At 43.1% G+C, this 20615-nt stretch carries 17 protein-coding genes; 14 read left to right on the top strand and 3 right to left on the bottom strand.

The features are described from left to right. Positions 1-400: 400 nt before the first annotated feature. The 5 genes from ACWPOD_RS09330 (at position 401) to ACWPOD_RS09310 (ending at position 4735) form a co-directional block, all read left to right on the top strand. Positions 401-763, top strand: coding sequence for a hypothetical protein (locus ACWPOD_RS09330; protein ID WP_226421637.1), 363 nt, complete (start codon positions 401-403; stop codon positions 761-763). Positions 764-798: 35 nt separating this feature from the next. Further along, positions 799-1275 (top strand): GNAT family N-acetyltransferase, encoded by a 477-nt coding sequence (locus ACWPOD_RS09325; protein ID WP_150918632.1) that lies wholly within the window; start codon positions 799-801, stop codon positions 1273-1275. A gap of 240 nt (positions 1276-1515) precedes the next feature. Beyond that, positions 1516-2934, top strand: coding sequence for an SLC13 family permease (locus ACWPOD_RS09320; protein ID WP_456231812.1), 1419 nt, complete (start codon positions 1516-1518; stop codon positions 2932-2934). A 3-nt stretch (positions 2935-2937) separates the two neighbouring features. Further along, entirely contained in the window at positions 2938-4275 is a 1338-nt protein-coding gene (locus tag ACWPOD_RS09315; protein ID WP_005394159.1) for a sensor histidine kinase, read from the top strand. Then, positions 4262-4735: a response regulator gene (locus ACWPOD_RS09310; protein ID WP_047008729.1), complete on the top strand. Its 474-nt coding sequence runs from the start codon at positions 4262-4264 to the stop codon at positions 4733-4735. The genes ACWPOD_RS09315 and ACWPOD_RS09310 overlap by 14 nt, the downstream gene beginning before the upstream one ends. 128 nt (positions 4736-4863) lie before the next feature. Here the strand turns inward: ACWPOD_RS09310 and ACWPOD_RS09305 are convergent, their stop codons facing one another. After that, positions 4864-6567: a putative bifunctional diguanylate cyclase/phosphodiesterase gene (locus tag ACWPOD_RS09305; protein WP_182033419.1), complete on the bottom strand. Its 1704-nt coding sequence runs from the start codon at positions 6565-6567 to the stop codon at positions 4864-4866. 486 nt (positions 6568-7053) lie between these two features. On the opposite strand from ACWPOD_RS09305, the gene ACWPOD_RS09300 reads away from it, so the two are divergent. From ACWPOD_RS09300 to ACWPOD_RS09285, 4 genes are all read left to right on the top strand, one after another. Next, positions 7054-8271: an HD-GYP domain-containing protein gene (locus tag ACWPOD_RS09300; RefSeq protein ID WP_005394162.1), complete on the top strand. Its 1218-nt coding sequence runs from the start codon at positions 7054-7056 to the stop codon at positions 8269-8271. A gap of 192 nt (positions 8272-8463) precedes the next feature. Then, positions 8464-9087: a LysE family translocator gene (locus ACWPOD_RS09295; protein ID WP_258645659.1), complete on the top strand. Its 624-nt coding sequence runs from the start codon at positions 8464-8466 to the stop codon at positions 9085-9087. Between the two features lie 214 nt (positions 9088-9301). Next, the gene (locus ACWPOD_RS09290; RefSeq protein WP_456231811.1) at positions 9302-10846 is read left to right on the top strand and encodes a YjjI family glycine radical enzyme; all 1545 of its coding nucleotides are present in this window, start codon (positions 9302-9304) and stop codon (positions 10844-10846) included. 23 nt (positions 10847-10869) lie between these two features. Beyond that, entirely contained in the window at positions 10870-11751 is an 882-nt protein-coding gene (locus ACWPOD_RS09285; RefSeq protein ID WP_145474058.1) for a YjjW family glycine radical enzyme activase, read from the top strand. A gap of 24 nt (positions 11752-11775) precedes the next feature. On the opposite strand, the gene ACWPOD_RS09280 is transcribed toward ACWPOD_RS09285, so the two are convergent. Further along, positions 11776-12714 carry a LysR family transcriptional regulator gene (locus ACWPOD_RS09280; RefSeq protein WP_041853038.1) on the bottom strand — a complete coding sequence of 313 codons (939 nt, stop codon included), beginning with the start codon at positions 12712-12714 and terminating at the stop codon, positions 11776-11778. Positions 12715-13129: 415 nt separating this feature from the next. On the opposite strand from ACWPOD_RS09280, the gene ACWPOD_RS09275 reads away from it, so the two are divergent. After that, positions 13130-13900, top strand: coding sequence for a TerC family protein (locus ACWPOD_RS09275; protein ID WP_167426618.1), 771 nt, complete (start codon positions 13130-13132; stop codon positions 13898-13900). A gap of 160 nt (positions 13901-14060) precedes the next feature. Next, positions 14061-14663 (top strand): 2OG-Fe(II) oxygenase, encoded by a 603-nt coding sequence (locus ACWPOD_RS09270; protein ID WP_046875222.1) that lies wholly within the window; start codon positions 14061-14063, stop codon positions 14661-14663. A gap of 61 nt (positions 14664-14724) precedes the next feature. Here the strand turns inward: ACWPOD_RS09270 and ACWPOD_RS09265 are convergent, their stop codons facing one another. Continuing rightward, positions 14725-15990, bottom strand: a complete 1266-nt coding sequence (locus ACWPOD_RS09265) for an HD domain-containing phosphohydrolase (RefSeq protein WP_167426617.1) — start codon at positions 15988-15990, stop codon at positions 14725-14727. A gap of 624 nt (positions 15991-16614) precedes the next feature. Between ACWPOD_RS09265 and ACWPOD_RS09260 the strand changes: the two genes are divergently transcribed. The 3 genes from ACWPOD_RS09260 (at position 16615) to ACWPOD_RS09250 (ending at position 20573) form a co-directional block, all read left to right on the top strand. Beyond that, positions 16615-17808: an iron-containing alcohol dehydrogenase gene (locus ACWPOD_RS09260; RefSeq protein WP_167426616.1), complete on the top strand. Its 1194-nt coding sequence runs from the start codon at positions 16615-16617 to the stop codon at positions 17806-17808. A 161-nt stretch (positions 17809-17969) separates the two neighbouring features. After that, the gene (locus tag ACWPOD_RS09255; RefSeq protein ID WP_301608101.1) at positions 17970-19175 is read left to right on the top strand and encodes an aromatic amino acid transport family protein; all 1206 of its coding nucleotides are present in this window, start codon (positions 17970-17972) and stop codon (positions 19173-19175) included. 273 nt (positions 19176-19448) lie between these two features. Further along, on the top strand, positions 19449-20573 hold the full coding sequence (locus ACWPOD_RS09250; protein ID WP_104971656.1) for an HD-GYP domain-containing protein: 1125 nt from the start codon (positions 19449-19451) through the stop codon (positions 20571-20573). Positions 20574-20615 lie beyond the last annotated feature (42 nt).

Here is a 20615-nt window from a genome sequence, read left to right as displayed (position 1 = left end):
TTCCTTTCGTTAAAAAGAAGGAAAGGCTAGCGCTACAATATCGGTTCATACGTGATAATGAGATGAGTAGATTTGTAACATGTGGCATAGAAAATATTGTCTTTCTCTATTAACTCGCTTAGTTGCGTATGAAAAAGTAAGAGCTTGTACGTATATTGCTTACACTATTTAGTAATTTAAAATTAAATAAAAACAATTGCTTGGGTGTTATTGGGAGCGATTAAGTAGGCTGATTTATCCTCAGCTGCATTGTGATTTCCCCATTTTTAGCGGAATTTCATCGTACATCCTTTTACTGTATTTAGAGACTTGCGTACACCTGTGGCACAATGGGCGATTACGGAAGGAGTGCTATTTGGTAATGCAAATGGCAGAAAAATAACTAGAAATTGAATAACCAATGTTTAAATCAAAAAGTATACTTGCATTATGCATGTTCGCATTTGGCTGTTTTGCCAATCAAGATAGTGAACCAACGTCCGTTGTACTGAACTACGGTGACTCTTCACTCAGTGCGGATATTCAAGCAAATCGAAAATTTCATGTGGTCCAAGATAATGAAAGTGAGCATGTGGAGTTTTCTGGAGGAGTCACGAAGGAATATTCCGATTACATTGTTAATATACATATCATCAGAAAAAGCAAAATACGCAGATCAAGTCGAGAGCTGAATACCACCGTATTGATGAACAGCGATCAGCTTGAAAAGCCTTTAGTGGTTGGTATTGAAAATGATGAGTTCACCAGTATTACTTTGCGTTAATACTTGGTATTTATCGAATAGGAATGGTTGAACCGATGCTCTCAATACGTCGCTATCGCACAGAGGATGCTCCAATATTGTGGACACTTTTTTACCACACTGTACGAGTCATTAATCGTCGCGATTATACCGAATCACAAGTTTCAGCTTGGGCCCCATCAGATTTTGATCTCAATTCATGGCAACGCACAATGGATGCTATTCAACCCTATATCGCGGAAATAGAAGGGCAGATCGTTGGCTATTGTGATTTGCAAAGTGACGGCTTGATTGACCATTTCTTTTGTCACCATGAATATCAAGGCCAAGGTATTGGTCGTGATTTGATGTCTTTTCTATTTTCACAGGCGAAAGTAAAGGGGATAGAGCGACTGTACTCTGAAGTGAGTATCACTGCCCGACCTTTCTACGAGAAAATGGGGTTCACAGTTAAGGTTCAGCAACGTGCTGAAGTTAGGGGAGAAACCTTAACTAACTTTATGATGGAAAAGTATATTTCACTGAAATCGTGAGCATTTAGTGAGCTTGAACACAGATATAAAATGTTTTCCAATGTTAAAACAAGTTCATTGATCTCGCACCAAAGTTTTGTTTGAAAACAGTGTGCATAATCTTCTCTGGAACAAGCCATTACTGCATTTTTCGTCTCTGAAGGCTTAGTCAGAGCCTAAAAGCTTCGGTATTGCGGTGGGTAATGGCGTTCCAAACGCCAAACGTGTCTGGCTAACCATCTCAGGAAGAGAAGTAGTACTATGCGCCCTTATCTCAAATACATTATTCCAACATTGATACCATTGCTTATTTGGTTAATGCCCCTCTCTGCATTCCCATTTGATGGCATTACTATAGTCCAGCAGAGAGTGATCGCAATCTTCTTGCTTGCTGCACTCTGTTGGGTGTTTGAACCCATTCCAATCTACGCCACTTCGGTCGTTATCATTGTGCTCGAACTATTGCTTGTTTCGAATAAAAGCATCGTACTTTTTCGTTTGCAAGAAGGGCAGCCACATTTTGGTGATCTGTTGCAATATAACGAGATAATGGCGACTTTCGCTAGCCCGATTATTATGCTATTCCTCGGCGGGTTCTTCTTAGCTATGGCGGCGACAAAGTACAGGCTGGATGTCAACTTAGCACGCGTGTTGCTAAAACCATTTGGGCAAAACCCAAAGTTCGTTATGTTGGGTTTGATGTTGATCACCGCTGTCTTTTCCATGTTTATGTCAAACACCGCAACAACAGCGATGATGTTGTCGATTCTAACCCCTGTGATTGCGGTATTTGGACCTAAAGATCCCGGTCGAATTGCGTTTGCCTTGTGTATTCCTGTTGCCGCCAACATTGGTGGTATTGGTACACCAATCGGCACGCCCCCGAATGCTATCGCGCTGAAATATTTGGTTGGTGACAACTTAATTACCTTTGGTGAATGGATGGTATTTGGCGTGCCATTCGTCATTGTAATGATGGCACTAGCGTGGTTTCTGATTGGCTTTTTGTATAAAGCCGAGCAAACCACCATCGATCTGAATATTAAGAGCAAGTTTTTGAAAACACCAAAAGCGATGATTGTCTATGTCACCTTCGCAGGTACGATTATTCTTTGGTTGATGGGTTCAGCACATGGAATGAACTCTTACACAGTGGCATTAATTCCGGTCGCGGTATTCTCATTGACGGGCATTATCAACAAGGAAGATTTGAAGAAAATTTCTTGGGACGTGCTTTGGTTGGTGTCAGGTGGTATCGCTCTGGGTCTTGCTCTGGATAAAACAGGGCTTGCGAAGCTGGTGGTACACAGTATTCCGTTTGATCAGTTCTCGCCATATGTGGTCTTGTTTGGTGCGGCTTTCTTGTGCTTGTTAATGGCAAACTTTATGTCGCATACGGCTACTGCAAACTTACTTATGCCGATTATGGCTGCGCTAGGTACCTCGATGACTTCGTTAACGCCATTGGGTGGAGAAGTGACGCTGATCTTAGTCGTGACATTTGCCGCTTCACTCGGTATGTCGTTACCAATCAGTACGCCACCAAACGCGTTAGCTCATGCTACTGGGCATGTCGAAAGCAGCCAAATGGCTCGTATCGGTGCAGTGCTGGGCGTGATTGGTGTATTACTTAGTTTTGTTATGGTTTGGATTTTACATACCGTTGGGCATATTTGGTAACCCATGTACGAAACGAAACTAGATGCGTTAGTACAACGCTATTTTAACCATCTTGAACGCCGATTAACGGTTTTATCCGGATCGGTGCTGATCGAGCAAGCTGGCTACAACGATCGGTTGTACTACGTGCTTTCAGGAGAGTTGGCTGGCTATTATGCGGAAGACGACAAGAAGCCAATTCAGGTATTTTCTGCGTCTCAAGGTGCGTTTATTGGCGTACATAGTTTCTTTTCTGGTACATGGACAGCCTCTTCGACAGTGATTGCTCAAACCGATGTTGAACTGGCTTGGATACAGCGTGATACGCCCGCGGTGGAAGAGGCGACATACGGACCATTGACGACACAATTTATGCCTGTGATGGTGAACGAATTATCTCGGCGTCAACGGCGTGCAATGCAAGAGGCCTTAGCTAAAGAAAAAGCGTTGCAAAAGCTTCATACCGCAGAGCAAATGACAACGTTAGGGCAGCTTGCCGCGGGTATTGCTCATGAGTTGAACAATGCTATTGGTGTGGTAAGCAGTAAATCTGAGCGACTCGAGTCGGTCATCATGGAATTGCTTGAAGAAGTTCATCCGGAAGCGAGTCAGTTTTTTGATTTTGGTTTGATGCAAGGACAGAAAGTCTCTTCCAGCGAAGCGAGAAAGCGGGGGCGTCACTTCGAAAAATATTACGGCTTACCTAAGGATCTCGCGCGTGATCTCGCTCGTGCCGTTCCAAATAATTTCCTGTCGGAGCATTGGTTAAAAAGACCCGAAGAAGCGATACGTTTCTGGCAAATGGGGCGAGACCTTCATGATTTGCGTATTGCCTCTAAACATACTGTTGGCATTGTACGTTCAGTGAAACAATTGGGGCGTACGGATATCGACTTGGATGAAGCGTTTAATATTAATGACTCAATCAATCGAGCGCTGGCCCTATTGCAAAGTGACTTAAGACGCGTGAGCGTACGTTTTAGCCCAGCGGAGTTGCCGGATTTTGTTGGCTCTCAAACCGAACTCGTCCAAGTTTGGGTCAATATTTTAAAGAATGCGTGTGATGCACTTGGTCAAACCGAAGATCCGGGGATCGAAATACATACTAGAGAGAGTAAGGGGAAAATTTTGGTCACGATTGCTAACAACGGACCAGAAATCGATGAAGCGACACGCAGAAAAATTTTCCGGCCAAACTTCACCACTAAAAAGGGTGGGTTATCGTTTGGTTTAGGATTAGGGCTGTCGATTGTGAAACGCATTATCGCCGGATATAACGGCTCTATTGTGGTAAAGAGCGACAGTGAAAAAACAATTTTTAGAATCAAGTTACCAGTAGAGGGTGAACATGGAGAAGCTTAATGTAATTTGCGTTGATGACCAACGAGAGGTATTAAGCGCGGTTCTACAAGACTTAGAGCCGTTACATCAGTGGTTGAATATCGAAGACTGCGAATCCGCAGGTGAGGTTCTAGAACTGATGGATGAGCTTGATGCAGAAGGCGAGATGATCGCATTAATAATTTCCGATCATGTTATGCCAGGTAAAACAGGAGTGGAACTACTGACAGAGGTATCACAAGACAGTCGTTTTGTTCGCACACGTAAAGTGCTTCTGACGGGGCAGGCGACGCACACGGATACCATTAATGCGATTAACTCCGCAGGTATTGATCGCTACTTTGAGAAGCCATGGCAAGCGAGCCAATTGATTGAGTGCGTTAGAAACTTGGTGACTCAATATATCTTTGATATGGGCTTAGATTACACTCAATATCACGAACACTTAGATCAGAGTGTTGTTTTTGAGCGCCTACGTTAATCAAGGCTCTCTAAGGTTGTTTTCGTCACGGCCAGTTAGTGTCTGAAATTTACTGTGAGTAGTTCAGCATGCTTAACGTGGCCGTGCGGAATAGCGTTAATTCTGGGATTATTTCGCAGAAGAACGGTTTAGCTCAATGAATAGCGACTGGCACTGGCAACAGAGAGTGGTTTAGAGAACCAATAACCTTGCAAATAATCGACGCCCATCTCGGAAAAGAAGTCACACATTTTTGCGTCTTCGATGCCTTCTATCACCACTTCAATATTATTTTCCTGACACATAGTGATAAGAAACTTCAAATACTCTTGAGAAGAGCGATTGGTCAGTGTCTTCCATGCCATCGACTTATCAATTTTGATTTGTGTCATCGGCAAGTCGAAGAAGCTATTTAATGAACTGTAACCAGAGCCAAAGTCATCGAGCGAGAGTGCAAAACCTAACTCCCTGAGCGTGCTTAGGGGAGCAATGGCCGTCTGGTTATTATCCAAAATAAACGTTTCTGTCAGTTCCAAAACAATAGACTCGGGGTCAACGCCAGCTTCATCCGCCATGGCTTTAATTCGCGTAGGGAATTCGCTGTTCATCAACTGAAGTACAGAAACGTTCACGTTAACACGAACTTGGTTTTGGTAACGTTCACGGTAGTTTTTGATGAATTCACACGCTTTGGCAAATACTTGATATCCCAGTTCGACGATCAATCCTTTGTTCTCTGCTACAGGGATAAACTCGTCGGGATAAATTTCGCCAAACTCTTTGCTACGCCAGCGCACTAGTGATTCGAAGCTCACCACTTTTGAGCTTTTGGCGTCAATAATTGGCTGGAACTTAACACTTAATGTCTGTTTTTCTAGCGCACTTTTAAGACCTTGCTCAATAAAGAAGTAGCGATCAACGGCATGCTGCGTCTTCTCACTGTAGACCGCGACGCGGTCTTTATTTTGTTCGCTCGCGTACTGACAAGTTCTTGCCGCTTTACGTAAAATTTCCTCTGCGGAGTGACTAGGGTCAATACAAGGATACAAACCAATGCTAATGTTGCTACCTAGGTATTGGCCTTCTTCAATCACCGCTTCATGGTAGGTTTGTTTTAAACTTTCGGCGTAACTCTGTAGCGCTTCTATTGAGCACTCATCGTGAATCAAAATCGCAAAGTCATCATCATGTACGCGATACACCGAGCTGTTTGGAGAGGGCAAGTGACTGAGAGTTTGTAGCAACTTCTCTACTAACCCATCGACCAGTTCGCTGCCATATTGATTCAAGTAAGATTTGATGTCTTCGATCTGAATATAACAAATAGACGCGCAAGAATCGGTGGTACGTACACTGTCCTCGATATCCAGCAAGAGATGGGCGCGGTTAGCCATGCCTGACGCGTTGTCATGAAATGCAACTTGATGGATGTAACTTTCCATCAGCTTACGCTCAGAAATATCGCGATGGCTGCCAACCATGTAATGGCCATGTTCTGTTTCTTTGGTCATGGCTACGCCTTCTATCCAGACGTATTGTCCATTGGGTTTACGCACTCGGTAAGTGGTTGTAACCCTCTTATTGTTGGTCGTGATGTGCGCATCGACCCTTGTGGACAGCCTTTCTCGATCAAGAGGATGAACAAGCTCTAACCATTGCTCTAAACTGATTCGGCCAGCGTTAATACCGAGCTGTTCATAGAAGCCTTTGTTGTAAAATACCATGGTACCAAACTCATCCATGTAGAAGAGGCCTTCGTTAAATACGTCGAAGATATGAATGAATCGTTCTTCAACGATTTTCAGGAACTCTCGGTCACTATCTGAGGCTTGTTGGTCAAATATGGTGGTCAAGATATTTCCTCCTCGAGCGTGTTAGCATCAGAGATGAGTGTGGGGGTTTGATAACATAGAGTTGATCTGTTGGCGTACATTACAATCACAAAAGTATCAGTTCAAATTGTTTGGCTATCATTTTATGCGCTACTAGGTTAATAACATACTAAGATTAGGCGGCTAATCATCGACATTTATAAAAAATAGTCAACAGTAAAAATCATTTATAAAATACAGTTATTGATGCTGTCCGCAATCTATAAATATTTATGAATAATTATCCTCAAGTTATTTTAAGACGTGTCGGTTAGAGGTTCTGTTCTTGAGTGTCATATCCGTATATTTGCTAGGCTAAAGACCATATTAACAAAAAGGGCTTAGTGATCGCGATGGGTTATTAATTGACAGGATGCTCATTAATAGTAATCAATTCTAATTTATTATCACGCCAATTAATCAAATCTCTTATAATACTGCCGTTAATATCGAGTAAGCTTTCTTTTTATGCAGTACGATCCAAAAAATTCAATCAAAATTGCGCTCGCTGATGTCGGCGTTGGTATGTTTGTTACCGCGATAGAGCACAACAAGCGCGTAAATTTAGCCAATGCAGGGCGGATATCTAGCCCAGAGGGCATTAAGAAGCTTACCGCGAGCGGCGTGAAGTATGTTTGGGTAGATCAAACATTATCTTCTCAGAAATGTGTCTTTAAGCCTGTGGATGAATCCATTGTTGCCGTAGAAGAGGAGCGAGAGCCCAAGTCCTCTGACTTTTCGAAGGTTCAACGCGCTTATCGCTCGAGAGATGTTCAACATAAACGAGCCAAAAAGCTAATTGCGGAAGCAAAAGATCTGGCGCAGAAACTATTGAATCAAACTTTTGAAGGCAAAATCATTGAAGTTGATGAGGTAGAAGCTTGGGCCGATGATGTCATTGAAAGCGTTTTTATCGACTCAGATGCGTTGCAATGTGTTTCTGCACTCCGAAAAAAAGACTCCTACTTGTTGGAACACTCCGTCAATGTGGCTTGCCTTTTAGTGTCATTTGGTAAGTACTTGGGGTTAGATAAGCAGACACTAAAGCAGCTCGCTATTGGTGGCATCATTCATGATGTAGGTAAAATTAAAGTTGATGACAAGATTTTGCATAAACCAGCAAAGCTAACACCTGAAGAGTTTGAACACATGAAGCTACATCAAGTGTTCGCTGGTGAGATTATTCTCCATGTAAAGGGCCTTAGTGATGTGAGTCGCGATGTCTGTTTGATGCATCATGAGAAGTTAGATGGCAATGGTTACCCTAGAGGCTTGAAAGGCGATGAGATTCCGATTCACGGCCGCATGAGTTGTATTGTTGATATTTACGATGCATTGACGGCCGATCGCTGCTACAAAAAAGGCATGAGCTCAGCAGAAGCGTTTAAAATCTTGTTGAGTTTAACGCCATTTCATTTAGATGCAGACCTAGTCTACAAGTTCATTAATTGCGTTGGGATGTACCCAGTGGGCTCTATTGTTGAGTTGAGTGATGGGCGTGTTGGTATTGTTTGGTCCTCAAATGACTCTCAAGCTTTAAAGCCAGAAGTGAAGTGTTTTTACTCACGCAAATATCAGCGTTATATCGATGTGGCGATGGTCGATTTGAAAAATAGCCTACACAAAATAGAAAGAGCAGTCGCTCCGTCATCGTTAGAAATCGATCCCAAGCCTTTTTATGATTAAGAAAAATAAACATGCTTTACAACCTTGCATGCAGAGCGTATTTTGATTGCATAACTATCTATTAATGGTTTCTAAATTATGTAGGGACTAGGTGGTTATTAAAGAATCGAGTTTCATGGATGGAAACTGAGCTAGGAATATCTCAATAAAGATTGAGATATAACCCTCAACTTTTTGCGGGAAGGGATGCCAATGCAAATTGATACATGGATTTTTTACACCCTGGCCATTTTGGTGCTCACTGCATCGCCTGGGCCAAGCTCATTGCTGTGTTTAAGTAAAGGTGTGAGTAGTGGGTTTCGTATTGCCCTCATGACTGCGCTAGGCAGTTTATCAGCGATCACTATTATATTAACGCTTTCTTTTACCGGGTTAGGGGTTGTGATTGCCTCATCTGAGCTGGTCTTCAATATCATCAAATGGTGTGGTGCCGCTTATTTAATCTGGTTAGGCATTCAAGCGCTGCGCTCTTCTCAAACGGATTTTGACAAAACGGCAGCCGTCCAAAGCTCCTCGAATACGATCAGCGCGTTCACCAGTGGTTTTATTGTTGGCGCTAGTAACCCGAAAGCGATTGTCTTTTTTACCGCTTTGTTTCCTCAGTTCATTGATCCCTCTGCGCCTTTGCTGGCTCAATACGCGATTTTTGCATCTACATTTGTGGTGTTTGAGCTAAGTTGGCTAACATTTTATGCATTATTAGGTGTAAAAGCTTCAGGCTGGCTGTTTGTCGCTGGAAGAGCCAAGTTGTTCAATCGCCTGACTGGCGGAGTATTTATTAGCGCGGGCGTCATGTTGTCGACGGCAAACCGATAAGAAAGCACGTGTTCGGTGCATGGTTGGGTTATTTCAATAGCGTAAGTTGCAATAACCTAATTTAGCGTTAGCTTATTTCCATTATGGAAATAGACGTTTTGTTTATTTTCATTAGTGGCAACAGGTAAGCCGGAGTAAAATCACGTTACTCTTTAGGGGTAGAATCCATGTTTTATCTTGTGGGTTTGTGGTTACTTTTTCAGGGACATCTCAGATGAAAAGCCTTTCTGAACTACAACAACGTTTTCTAGACATTGCGACTGATGTTCGTCTTTCTCCAAAACAAAAGTCGAACTTTTTGGCCTTGGAGGCGGAAGCGTGTATTCCTTACATGTCGATTTCCCCATCGCTAAGACAAGCAATGGATGAAGGAATCATCTGTGATATGTTTGAAGGCCATGCACCTTTCAAACCACGCTATGTGCTGCCTGATTACGCTAAGTTCCTATCGCAAGGCTCTGAGTATCTAGAGTTGCTTCCAGCTGCCGATTTCGATGATGCGCTGAATATGCTCACCATCATTTACCATCATGTTCCATCGGTAACGAATATTCCGGTGTATTTAGGTCAGTTGGATGATGTCTTACTGCCTTACATAGGCGACCTGACAGAGAATCAAATTTACAAAAAGTTAAAACATTTTTGGATCATGTTGGATCGCACATTGCCAGATGCGTTTATGCACGTGAATGTCGGACCGACAGACAACATTATTTGTCGCACTATTTTAAAAGTGGACGCCGAGCTCAAGCAGATTGCGCCAAATCTTACTTTCATGTACGACGAGTCGGTCACGCCTGATGATTTACTTCGTCAAGCGACGCAGAATATTTGCGAGTGTAGTAAGCCTCATATTGCCAATTACCCTGTGCACTCGAAAGCCTACAGCGGTTCACGTTTTGGTATTGTAAGTTGCTACAATTCACTGCCACTGGCTGGTGGTTCAAACACGCTGGTGCGAATGAACCTAAAAGAAGTTGCAGAACGAGCATCGGATTGTAACGACTTCTTAAACAGTGTTTTACCTCTATACCATCAATTAATGGTTGAGTTGATAGACGCTAGAAGTACGCACTTGCATGAAAAGTCCAATTTCTTTCAAGGATTTTTGACGCAAGAAGGGTTGATTGAAGAGTCCCGTTTCGCACCAATGTATGGCATTTATGGTATGGCAGAAGCGGTGAACCTTCTGTTCGAAAAAGAAGGCCAAATGGGGCAGTACGGAAAAGATGAACGTGCGAATGCTTTTGCTCATGATGTTTCAGCCACACTGGCGAAACTAGTGGAGTCAACCCCAGTGAAATATGGTTTGGATGGTAAAGCGCTCTTACATGCTCAAGGTGGTATTAGCTTAGATCTTGGCGTTACGCCAGGTGTGCGTCTTCCTTATGGCACGGAGCCAGACCCTGTCACTTATGTACAAGCAACAGCTGAGCATCACCAGTATTATCGTGCAGGTATCAGCGATATTTTGACGATTGATGAAACGGTGAAATCAAACCCAGAAGCGATGTTCAATTTGTGCAAAGGGGCATTAAATGCAGGCTATCGTGAGTTTACCGCGAATGTGGCCTCAAATGATTTGATTCGCGTTACGGGATACATGGTCAAACTTTCTGATATCGCAAAATATGATGAAGAAGGTTCGAGAACCAATACGACGTTTCTGGGAGCAGAGGCGGCAAAAAATACTGGGATTTTAGATCGCTCACCACGTGTGGTGAGTCATGAAATGACACCGACCTACACGCAGGCGTAAAGGTCGGTTTAGGAAAGAACAAGATGTCTAGACGAAGTGGAAGCCTTTTGGCAAAAGTCACTCGTATCCTTCCTTTCTCTTGTGTTGATGGGCCAGGAAATCGTCTAGTCATCTTTCTACAGGGTTGTAACTATCAGTGTTTGAACTGTCATAACCCTCATACAATAAACCATTGTAATCACTGTGGTGATTGTGTGAGTGAGTGCCCGGCAGACGCACTGAAGTTCGACGAAAACAACAACGTTGTTTGGCTTAAAGAGGAGTGCACCCACTGCGATCATTGTATAGAGATATGTCAGAACCAATCTAATCCAAAAATTACTGACTACTCTGTGGTAACAATGCTCGATTTGATACGCAAGCATCGCTTTTTTATCAGTGGTGTTACAGTATCCGGTGGGGAATCTACCTTACAACTTCCTTTCATTATTGAGCTGTTTAAAGGGATGAAGCAAGATCCTGAGCTACAGCACCTTTCTTGTTTCATCGATAGCAATGGCTCTTTATCAGTGACAGGTTGGCAGCGTGTGCTTCCTTTTCTGGACGGTGCGATGATCGATTTGAAATCGTGGCAGACAGAGACGCATCAATGGCTAACTGGGCGTGATAATCATCGTGTATTCAAAACGCTTCAGTATCTTGCAAAGCATGAAAAATTGTATGAAGTTCGGTTACTGCATATTCCAGGGAAAAGTGATTTAGATATAGAAATCGTAGCGATTGGGCGCTATTTGAGTACTTTGCCTGAATCGGTGCTTATCCGTTTAAATGCATTTCAACATCACGGAGTCATGGGGGAGGCGCTAACTTGGGATGTCTGCTCGCGCCATGATATCGAACGCTTAAAATCAGAACTTTTACGTTACGTGAGTAACTCCATCGCAGTGCCGACTGTACTCACGTAATGCAGTTTTGATTCGTTATCTTACTCACGCATCGCACGCGTCTAGCATGGCACAGGCATCGAGCAATTGTTTTTGTAGCCATTTTAAAGCCGGATCGTTCAAGCTCGCTTTGTTCCAAACGAGGCTGTAGGCTACCTGTCCATAATCGAATGGAAGGGATTGTTCAACCAAGCCTTTTGCTTGCATGGCCGCCCTTGCCCAAAGTTTGGAACAGGTGAACAAGTAATCTGAGTGCTGACACATCACCGCAGCTGAGCCAAAATCCGCTACACGCATAGCCATATTTCGCTTCGAGTGCCTTTGTGTGAGGTTCTGCTCGAAATAAGGTTGTGAGAGATCTTTATCATGAATCCCAATGTGTCTTGCACAGAGGTAGCTTTCAATAGACAAAGGCTGATTAGAGAGTGGATTTGATGGTCCCATTAAACAAACCATTTCATCTTTCAGAATGGTTTGCCATACCAAGTCTTTGTTTTGCGTGGGCGGCTGACTAAGATCGTGTGGAAGCAGCAAAAAGTCCACTTGGCCTCTTACCAACGCATCGAAACTCATTTCCTCTTTTGCATGCACATTCAAATGTGCGTGATTACCGAGTTGCTGAGATAAATGCTGTAGAACTGGCGCAAAAAGCTCAAACGAACTTTCACGCATAGCTAATGAGAAACTGCCCTGATAGTAAGCTGGATTAAATGAGCCTTGATGTAATAATCCATTCATGCTAGAGAGTATGCCATGGATCGAGGGGCCAATGTGCAGCGCAAATGCCGTTGGTACCAAGCGAGTACCATCGCGATAGAAGAGGTCATCTTTCAGCGTTTCACGTAATTGTCCAAGTGTTTTACTGACGCTCGAAGGTGTTACACACAGGCGCTCTGCGGCAAGCGTAACACTGTGAGTGGTTAACAACATATGCAATACAGTGAGGTGTTTTAGGCTAATGCGTGAAAGAGCAATGTAGTCCATAAATAGCATGGTTTCTTATGATTTTTGGCAGTATATCAGGATGAAACAAATTTTTACTATTGTTTATCTCGTAAATGAGCATCTTTCGCTTTGAGCTCAATGTATTTAACGTGTTGCGTAATAAATAACTTGACCTTTGTAAGATTAAAGAATTCTCTTGGATTTATTAGGTCTTTGGCATTTTCCTTTCCTCAATTTTAGAATTTCTATTTCATTTATCTTTCTAGTGCGATGGCTGAATAGTTTGTGTACGAATGAAAAGCCGTCATTGCCTTTAAAAATAGCCATTGTGTTGTTAATTGTTTGGTGATTTACTCAAGATCCTTAAGTAACAGAGGTATAAATAATTAATGGACGACCCCTTTAGTCGACAGAACCCTTCACCGTATGTCTTCCCATCATTGGAGGCGTACTCATGTTAGAACTTTTCATGCAACCAGAGGCTTGGGCGATTTTCGCCACTTTGTTTGCGCTTGAAGTTGTCTTAGGCGTTGATAACGTCGTTTTTATCTCCGTCCTATGTGAAAGATTGCCACAGCACCAACGTAAACTGGCAAGAAACCTTGGCATCGGCCTTGCCGTTATTGCTCGTATTGCATTGGTTTTTTCTATCTCTTGGATTATGCAGTTGACTCAACCACTGTTTTCCATCGTAAACCAAGCGTTTACCGGAAGAGACGTGATCATGATCGCGGGTGGTGCATTCTTATTGGCAAAAAGCCTGAAAGAGTTGTGGAGCTGGCTAAATCACAATGAATCTGGCCACTCGACTCATGCTCGTACTGGATTAGCGGTAGTGCTGCTGCAGATTGTTGCTGTGGATGCGGTATTCTCAATGGACTCGGTGATAACCGCCGTCGGTTTGACAAGTGATGTCCCGCTTATGGTCGCGGCGATTGTCTCGTCTGCAATCGTGATGGTAATGACTGCTGAAAAAATCAATAATCTGGTGACGCGCTATCCCGGCTTTAAAACGTTGGCATTGCTGTTCCTCGTTTTATTGGGTGGCTTATTGATGGCAGAAGGCTTCGCAATTCATATCAATAAAGGTTATGTGTACTTTGCGATGGCATTTGGTTTGATTCTGGAACTTTGTCATATCCAGCTAAAAAACAAACAGCGCCCTAGCATTAAGCGTCTTCGTCCGTTGCGAATTAGAGCAACGAGATTAGAAGCTCGTCAATAACAAACGACATTGCCGCTCACATGAGCGGCATTTTTGTATCTTGTATCGTCTATTTTAATTCTCGTTTTGCTCCGTTGTCGTCTCGATAAAAAATCGCATTTGTTGTTGTGTCGCAGATTTTTTATATAGAGCGCCCAACTAACACGAGTGAACGAAAATAATGAATAAAATGATCGATGCGTTAGCAACCAATGGCTACTACATCTGGGATGACTTTCTTTCTGAACAAGAGGTGGCTCAACTGCGAGATTGCATTCCAAGCAATTGGAAAAAAGCACGTATTGGTCGTAACGATGATGTTACTCGTATTGAATCTATTCGTAGTGACAAGATTCAATGGTTATCGCCAAATATGGGGCATGCTGTTACTTCTTACTTGGATAAAATGGAAGAGATCCGCCAAGAAGTGAACCGTCACTTGTTTCTTGGACTTTTTGAGTACGAAGCTCATTTTGCCAAGTACGAGAAAGGGGACTTCTATCAAAAACATTTAGATTGCTTCAAAGGTAACGAAAACCGTCGATTGACGACCGTTTTTTATATGAACGAATCCTGGACGGAAGAAGACGCGGGTGAATTAGTAGTATACGATTTGAATGACACTAAAATTGCAACCATTCCCCCACGCTCAGGGCGTTTGTTCGTATTCTTATCAGAGCAGTTCCCACATGAGGTGTTACCAACTAATGCCGAGCGTTTTAGTATCGCTGGTTGGTTCAGAATCAATGGTGTGCGAGATAATTTACTTGATATTGCTAGGTAGCTATTTATCTGCCTAGTTTTATCATCCTAAAAAAGGGGGCGTGTGTTCGCCCCTGTTTTGATTAAACGTCGGTTGAGAGTTCGTAACACTCTGTCATGTGTCGTTCTAATACCGCATAAACGTCAGAGCAAAGCTCCTCTTTGGCTATTTGCTCACCCATAATGTCGGCGATCTGTGTTTGAGTCATTCGTCCTCGATAGGGGCGATCTTGAGACAGGGCTTGGAAGACATCCGCGACAGCAATGATACGCGATGGAACATCGAGCTCGTCGCCTGTTTTGTGATAGGGATAGCCCGACCCGTCTAAACGTTCATGATGATTGGAAGCCCATTCCGCTATTTTCGCGTTAGGAAAGACCTTGTGCAATGCGAGCTGAGTATCAATGGTATGGCGTTTAATGCGTGTGTACTCTTGTTTGTTTAGAGAGCCTTCTTTGTGAAGGATTTCATCTGGTGTTTTTAACTTTCCAATATCATGCACCAGCCCCGCAATATATAACATTTCTTGGTCGTGCTCGTTTAGCCCAAGCTTAATTGCTAGATAACGAGATAATTCCGCTACTTTTTGTGAATGTTGATAAGTGAACGGGCTCTTTGCATCGACAATTTGAGCGATAAACATTCCCAAACTGTTCATATCTTGGATGGTTAATTGTTTTTGAAGCCAATCAATGCTTTTAAAATTTAGGCCTATGGTTTCAATATTTTCCGACTCCATCGCGAACCAAAACGCGTCGGTCATGACGAGTTTAACCATTGCTTCGGCCATACTTGGATTAAACAAGGTTCCAACGTTTGCCATGATGCACTCAGCAATCAATTCCTCATGAAGCGTGACAATGTCACAATGGCAGTTCATGACGTATTTTGAGCGCATAAAATCAAGGCGATCCGATAAGTAGAGCAGGGCGGCCACCTCTTTTTCAAAAGGCGGTAAATCGAGCTCTTTTAGTTCGCTCCAATGTGTATGGTGGTAAAGAACTGGTGTCGCAAATTGGCGCAACAAACGACACTGCTTGAGGCTTCGGTACCCTCTTAAGCAGTGTGTTTTCACGTCTTGTGGCACCAGCTCTCCAAGTAACATTTTATGTTCTTGTGTTTCGGAGACTCCACAGTCGTGGATCATACCCGCGAAGTAACAAAACTCCGCTTTTTCTGGCTCCCAACCCATGACGCGAGCACATTGGTAAGCGATATAAGCGACACGATGGCTGTGGTGAGTATCGTCAACACCGACATAATCGAGTGCTCGAGCAACCCAGATAAGCGCTTGTTTTAGATCGACTTCAAAGCCCGTGTCCGTATGGGAATGGCAAGAATGATTCATGGTTTATACCGACATTGCTAATTAGCCCACGCGAAACCCAAATCAGAAGGTGATAGGAAAATTGGGTACGACAGCGAATAGACCCCAAAAAGGTGGGCGTTTAGACGTAGTTTTAATTATGGGGCGGATAATAATCCTAGTTGCATAACAATATCACCTGAAGCTCATGATTAAGAGTCAGTTATTTGAACTAAGTATTAGTTTTGAAAGATTATTGTTGCTTTTATTGACTTATTTGAAAACGACAATAAATCATGATGTAACGCATTCTTATTTGTGTTTTTATAAGTGATGTTCGGATTAGATTACTGATATACCGTACAGTTATGTGATTAAGCAGAATCCATATTTTTGAGTTTGTATGAATGATAAAGCATCTTGAATAACCACTTTATGATCGGCGAAGCCGAAGAGGGGGGAGTCATTAAGGTAACGCTAATGGCAAATCATAAAAAATAATTTTCTCTACAGCTCACGTGGTGTGGGGAGATCAAGATAACGGTATTGCTCCCTCAGCAGCATTTATGTGTTGATGAAATGACTTAATTAAAAATGTGTGATTGCAAAGTAAGCATAGGTGATAAAAGTAGCTAGAATGATAGCTCTAAATGAAAAGGATTTCGTATGTTGAAGCATCGCTTATATCGGACTTACACCGCAGGGCTAAAAATAGCAGCTCTTATCCTTCCTATGCCGAGACCAACCTTGTTTTCCGGCCCCGGTTCGATGAATGAGCTATTAGAATCGATGACCGAACTGGGATTTAAACGCGTCTTATTAGTTACCGATGAAGGGTTAGTCCAAGTCGGTATTGTCGATAAGGTGCTCGAAGCGGCAGAACAGCTCGATTTGCAGTTAGATGTTTTCTCGAAAGTGCAGCCCGATCCTACCTATGATCAGGTAGAAAGCGGTCTAGAGGCTTACCATCGTTTTCATTGTGAGGGCATATTAGCTTTGGGTGGTGGCTCGGCAATGGACTGCGCAAAGGTCATTGCTGCGAAAGTTACCAATAAACGGCCAATAAAAAAGTTAGCTGGACTATTGAAAGTATGGCGAATGCCAGCGCCTCTGTTTGCTATTCCAACGACCGCAGGAACAGGAAGTGAGGTCACCATCGCCGCGGTCGTATCAGATCCCTCCTCACACATTAAAACCCCTTTGATGGATCCAAAGTTGGTGCCACTAATGGCAGCTTTAGATGCGAACTTAATGATTGGTTTACCTCCTAAGATCACGGCTGATACTGGCGTTGATGCATTAACTCACGCTATTGAGGCGTATGTGTCGAGAAATGCTACTCAAGAAACTAGGGCTTATTCTGTTGCCGCCATTAAGTTAATTTTTAAGCATCTTCCTCGGGTCGTAGCACAAGGGGATGATGTTGAAGCTCGACATAAAATGGCCATGGCATCCTATTACGCAGGTTTAGCATTTACGAAAGCGAGTTTGGGTTATGTTCATGCGTTTGCTCACACATTCGGTGCGAAATATGGAATACCTCATGGCATGGCAAACGGATTAGCCTTGTTACCTGTGCTGCGCTTTTCATTATCAGAGATAGAGCCTCAACTAAGAAAACTAGATGCGTTGACGGCCGAAGGGCAGTCAGGTGAGGCGAGTGCTCAACACTTTTTGACGCATGTGGAGTCTTTGTTTGCAAGCATTGATATTAAGCAGAAAAGTGCACTCATTCAGCGCGAAGATGCTGATGCGCTTGTAGATTTAATTATGAAAGAGGCGCACTGGAATTACCCTGTCCCTAAGTTCATGAGCAGGGAAGAATGTACTCAGATATTGTTGGACATTAGTGGTGTGTAAATTTTTATTTACACTTGTGGTTTTTTATCCTTACACTTTGCTTGATCTTCTGCTGAAGATCCTACAATATCGACAGTATTACAAATATGGTATTGGTTTCGGTACGCCGTTGCCCGATCTAATACCGATAATTCCTAATAAAGTGTAAAGATAAATATACAATGAGTCGTTCTAAAGTATTCGGTAGTACTCTAATTATCGCGGGAACTACAATAGGTGCTGGCATGCTAGCCCTTCCACTTGCCTCTGCCGGCATTGGTTTTTCAACTTCAATCATCATCATGCTCAGTTTATGGGCTCTGATGGCTTTCACTGCCTTACTCATGCTTGAGCTTCATCAGCATGCAGAAAGTAGTGCAACTCTTCATACTTTAGCGAAACAGATCCTAGGCCAAAAAGGCAAGTGGGTGGCAAGTTTTGCGATGCTGTTTCTTTTCTATTCATTGTGTGCAGCATACATCGCTGGCGGTGGTGCTCAGTTCGGAGATCGCCTCGCACAATGGTTTGACCTTGATATTTCAGGGTCTACATCAACGATAATCTTTACCTTGATTGTGACTTTAGTTGTGACAGTTGGTACAGGTACGGTCGATAAAGTTAACCGCGTGTTGTTCGCGATGAAACTTGTTGCGATGGTTGCTGTGCTTTCTTTTCTTGCTCCAAACGTTACGGAATCTTACTTATTGAGTATGCCGATTGAGCAAGGTCTTATTGTAGCGGCGATTCCTGTTATCTTTACTTCGTTTGGTTTCCATGGAAGCATTCCGGCAATTGTGAATTACTTAGATGGCGATACTTCTTCTTTGCGCAAAGCCGTTATTATTGGCTCGACGATCCCGCTCGTGATTTACATCTTTTGGCAGATCGTGACATTGGGTGTGGTTAGCCAAAGTACGCTTATTGAAAACGGTGGGTTGAGCGCGCTTATTGGTCAACTATCGCAGACGGTGCACCAATCAAACTTAGGCAACATTGTCGGTGTATTTGCTGATTTGGCACTGTTAACGTCATTTCTTGGTGTGAGTTTGGGTCTATTCGAATTTTTGGGTGATACCATCAAAGGGAGCAACGATAAGCCTAATCGCTTGGTTGCGGCACTCGTGACGTTTACCCCACCGCTGGGCTTCGCACTTTTTTACCCTCAAGGCTTTATTATGGCTTTGGGTTATGCAGCGATTGCATTAGCGATTTTAGCCATCTTTTTGCCTCTGGTTATGGTGATCAAGGTTCGTAAATCGGATGATTTTACGGGGGAGTACCGAGTTGCTGGTGGCCAAGGAGCATTAGTGATAACGGGTATCGCTGGCACAGGTATCGTATTAGCTCAGGTGTTAATTACTTTGGGTGTGCTTCCTGCTTTGGGCTAGTTGTTTGGAACGTCTCTGAATAACCTCTAGTTACTGAATTCATCGTAATCAATCAGTATTGTTAAGCTAACGAGTTTCGCTCGTTGGCTTTTTTAATCTGGATCAAATTACCGTAAGATATTCGGTGAAAGAATTGGTAGAAATGTGCTTTTATTTCGTACACTTAAGTTGTGGTATATCGATAATTTAAGTGGAGAAAACCGCTCAAAATACCATTGAATTTGCAACACAATGAGCTTCTCTTGTTTCTCTGCTTGGGTGTGGAGGTGAAGTATGGCGCACCGGAGTTTTTACCCGTTTGCAAAACCGCTTAATGAGCAACTGCAAACGCTAAAGGGCAGGATGCAGGCGCACTTGCCGTGTATTGATAGGGTGTCATTTGCTAAATATCACCCAGACCAAGATGTGCTCAAATCATTTGCAGAAAGTGAGTTCGACACTTGGTGTTTAGCCCACCATGAGTCAGCATTCCGTAAACTCCACCACCTCAATATTGCCTCCAAAAACGCGATTCCTCGCATCGTCGAAGACCTTCACGATATTAATCATTGTCCTCGGGTTCAAACCTTACTCAAACACGGATACCAGTCGTCGGTTGCGATTCCTTGTTACGACAATAAAGCATTTACAGGCTTTGTGTTTTTAAATTCCACTCAGCCCAATGCGTTTAGCTTAGAAGCGTTGAATAGTCTCAAACCTTATTTCGAAATGATTCAATTTGCGGTTGAATCAGAAGACCACGTCGTTAGCGCGATAGAAACGTTGGCGAACCGAATGCAATGTATGATGCCAGGCTACTCCCCTGAGTTTTACGCGCATACCAAACGAATGAAGTACTACAGCCAAGTCATCGCAACGCAGTTAGCGGATCGTTATCACCTGAATGATGAAATGGTCGAAGATATTGGTATTTTTGCTCAATTCCATGCACTCAGTGATATTCAGCTGCCAGTTGAAATTGCTAGTCGCCGAACAAATTATACTCAAGAACAAGAGGCGATATTGATTCAACATATTGAGCGTTGCATCGACTCGGCCGATGACATAGTGGCTCGTATCGGAAATCCGGTTCACCCGAGTGTGACTTTGTTTTTGCAGATGGTTACTTATCAATACGAAAACTTAAATGGTACTGGTTATCCGTATGGTTTAACCAGTGGCGATATACCAATAGCCGCGCAAATTACGGCTGTCGCGAATGCCTTTGATTTTATGACGACGCACCATCCGTACAGACAAGCGTGGTCCATCCCATACGCATTGTTAGAACTTGAAAAATGGGTATATCAGGGATGGTTATCTCGAGAATGTGTTAATGCTCTGCGAGAGCATCAAGGTTATATAAAGCAAATCATCCACAAATATCCGGAGCACTATACAGGCTTGGGGTTAATGTGAAGAGCAGTAACGAAGTTGAAATGTTGACGAGGAGGAATATTT

This window comes from Vibrio sp. JZG120 (assembly GCF_053890955.1).
This window is presented reverse-complemented; position numbering and strand designations above follow the sequence as displayed.

Bases quoted from the DNA above. Each gene is read 5' to 3' on its own strand.
- ACWPOD_RS09330 (WP_226421637.1), top strand. From the start codon at position 401: ATGTTTAAATCAAAAAGTATACTTGCATTATGCATGTTCGCATTTGGC.
- ACWPOD_RS09325 (WP_150918632.1), top strand. From the start codon at position 799: ATGCTCTCAATACGTCGCTATCGCACAGAGGATGCTCCAATATTGTGG.
- ACWPOD_RS09320 (WP_456231812.1), top strand. From the start codon at position 1,516: ATGCGCCCTTATCTCAAATACATTATTCCAACATTGATACCATTGCTT.
- ACWPOD_RS09315 (WP_005394159.1), top strand. From the start codon at position 2,938: ATGTACGAAACGAAACTAGATGCGTTAGTACAACGCTATTTTAACCAT.
- ACWPOD_RS09310 (WP_047008729.1), top strand. From the start codon at position 4,262: ATGGAGAAGCTTAATGTAATTTGCGTTGATGACCAACGAGAGGTATTA.
- ACWPOD_RS09300 (WP_005394162.1), top strand. From the start codon at position 7,054: ATGCAGTACGATCCAAAAAATTCAATCAAAATTGCGCTCGCTGATGTC.
- ACWPOD_RS09295 (WP_258645659.1), top strand. From the start codon at position 8,464: ATGCAAATTGATACATGGATTTTTTACACCCTGGCCATTTTGGTGCTC.
- ACWPOD_RS09290 (WP_456231811.1), top strand. From the start codon at position 9,302: ATGAAAAGCCTTTCTGAACTACAACAACGTTTTCTAGACATTGCGACT.
- ACWPOD_RS09285 (WP_145474058.1), top strand. From the start codon at position 10,870: ATGTCTAGACGAAGTGGAAGCCTTTTGGCAAAAGTCACTCGTATCCTT.
- ACWPOD_RS09280 (WP_041853038.1), bottom strand. From the start codon at position 12,714: ATGGACTACATTGCTCTTTCACGCATTAGCCTAAAACACCTCACTGTA.
- ACWPOD_RS09275 (WP_167426618.1), top strand. From the start codon at position 13,130: ATGTTAGAACTTTTCATGCAACCAGAGGCTTGGGCGATTTTCGCCACT.
- ACWPOD_RS09270 (WP_046875222.1), top strand. From the start codon at position 14,061: ATGAATAAAATGATCGATGCGTTAGCAACCAATGGCTACTACATCTGG.
- ACWPOD_RS09265 (WP_167426617.1), bottom strand. From the start codon at position 15,990: ATGAATCATTCTTGCCATTCCCATACGGACACGGGCTTTGAAGTCGAT.
- ACWPOD_RS09260 (WP_167426616.1), top strand. From the start codon at position 16,615: ATGTTGAAGCATCGCTTATATCGGACTTACACCGCAGGGCTAAAAATA.
- ACWPOD_RS09255 (WP_301608101.1), top strand. From the start codon at position 17,970: ATGAGTCGTTCTAAAGTATTCGGTAGTACTCTAATTATCGCGGGAACT.
- ACWPOD_RS09250 (WP_104971656.1), top strand. From the start codon at position 19,449: ATGGCGCACCGGAGTTTTTACCCGTTTGCAAAACCGCTTAATGAGCAA.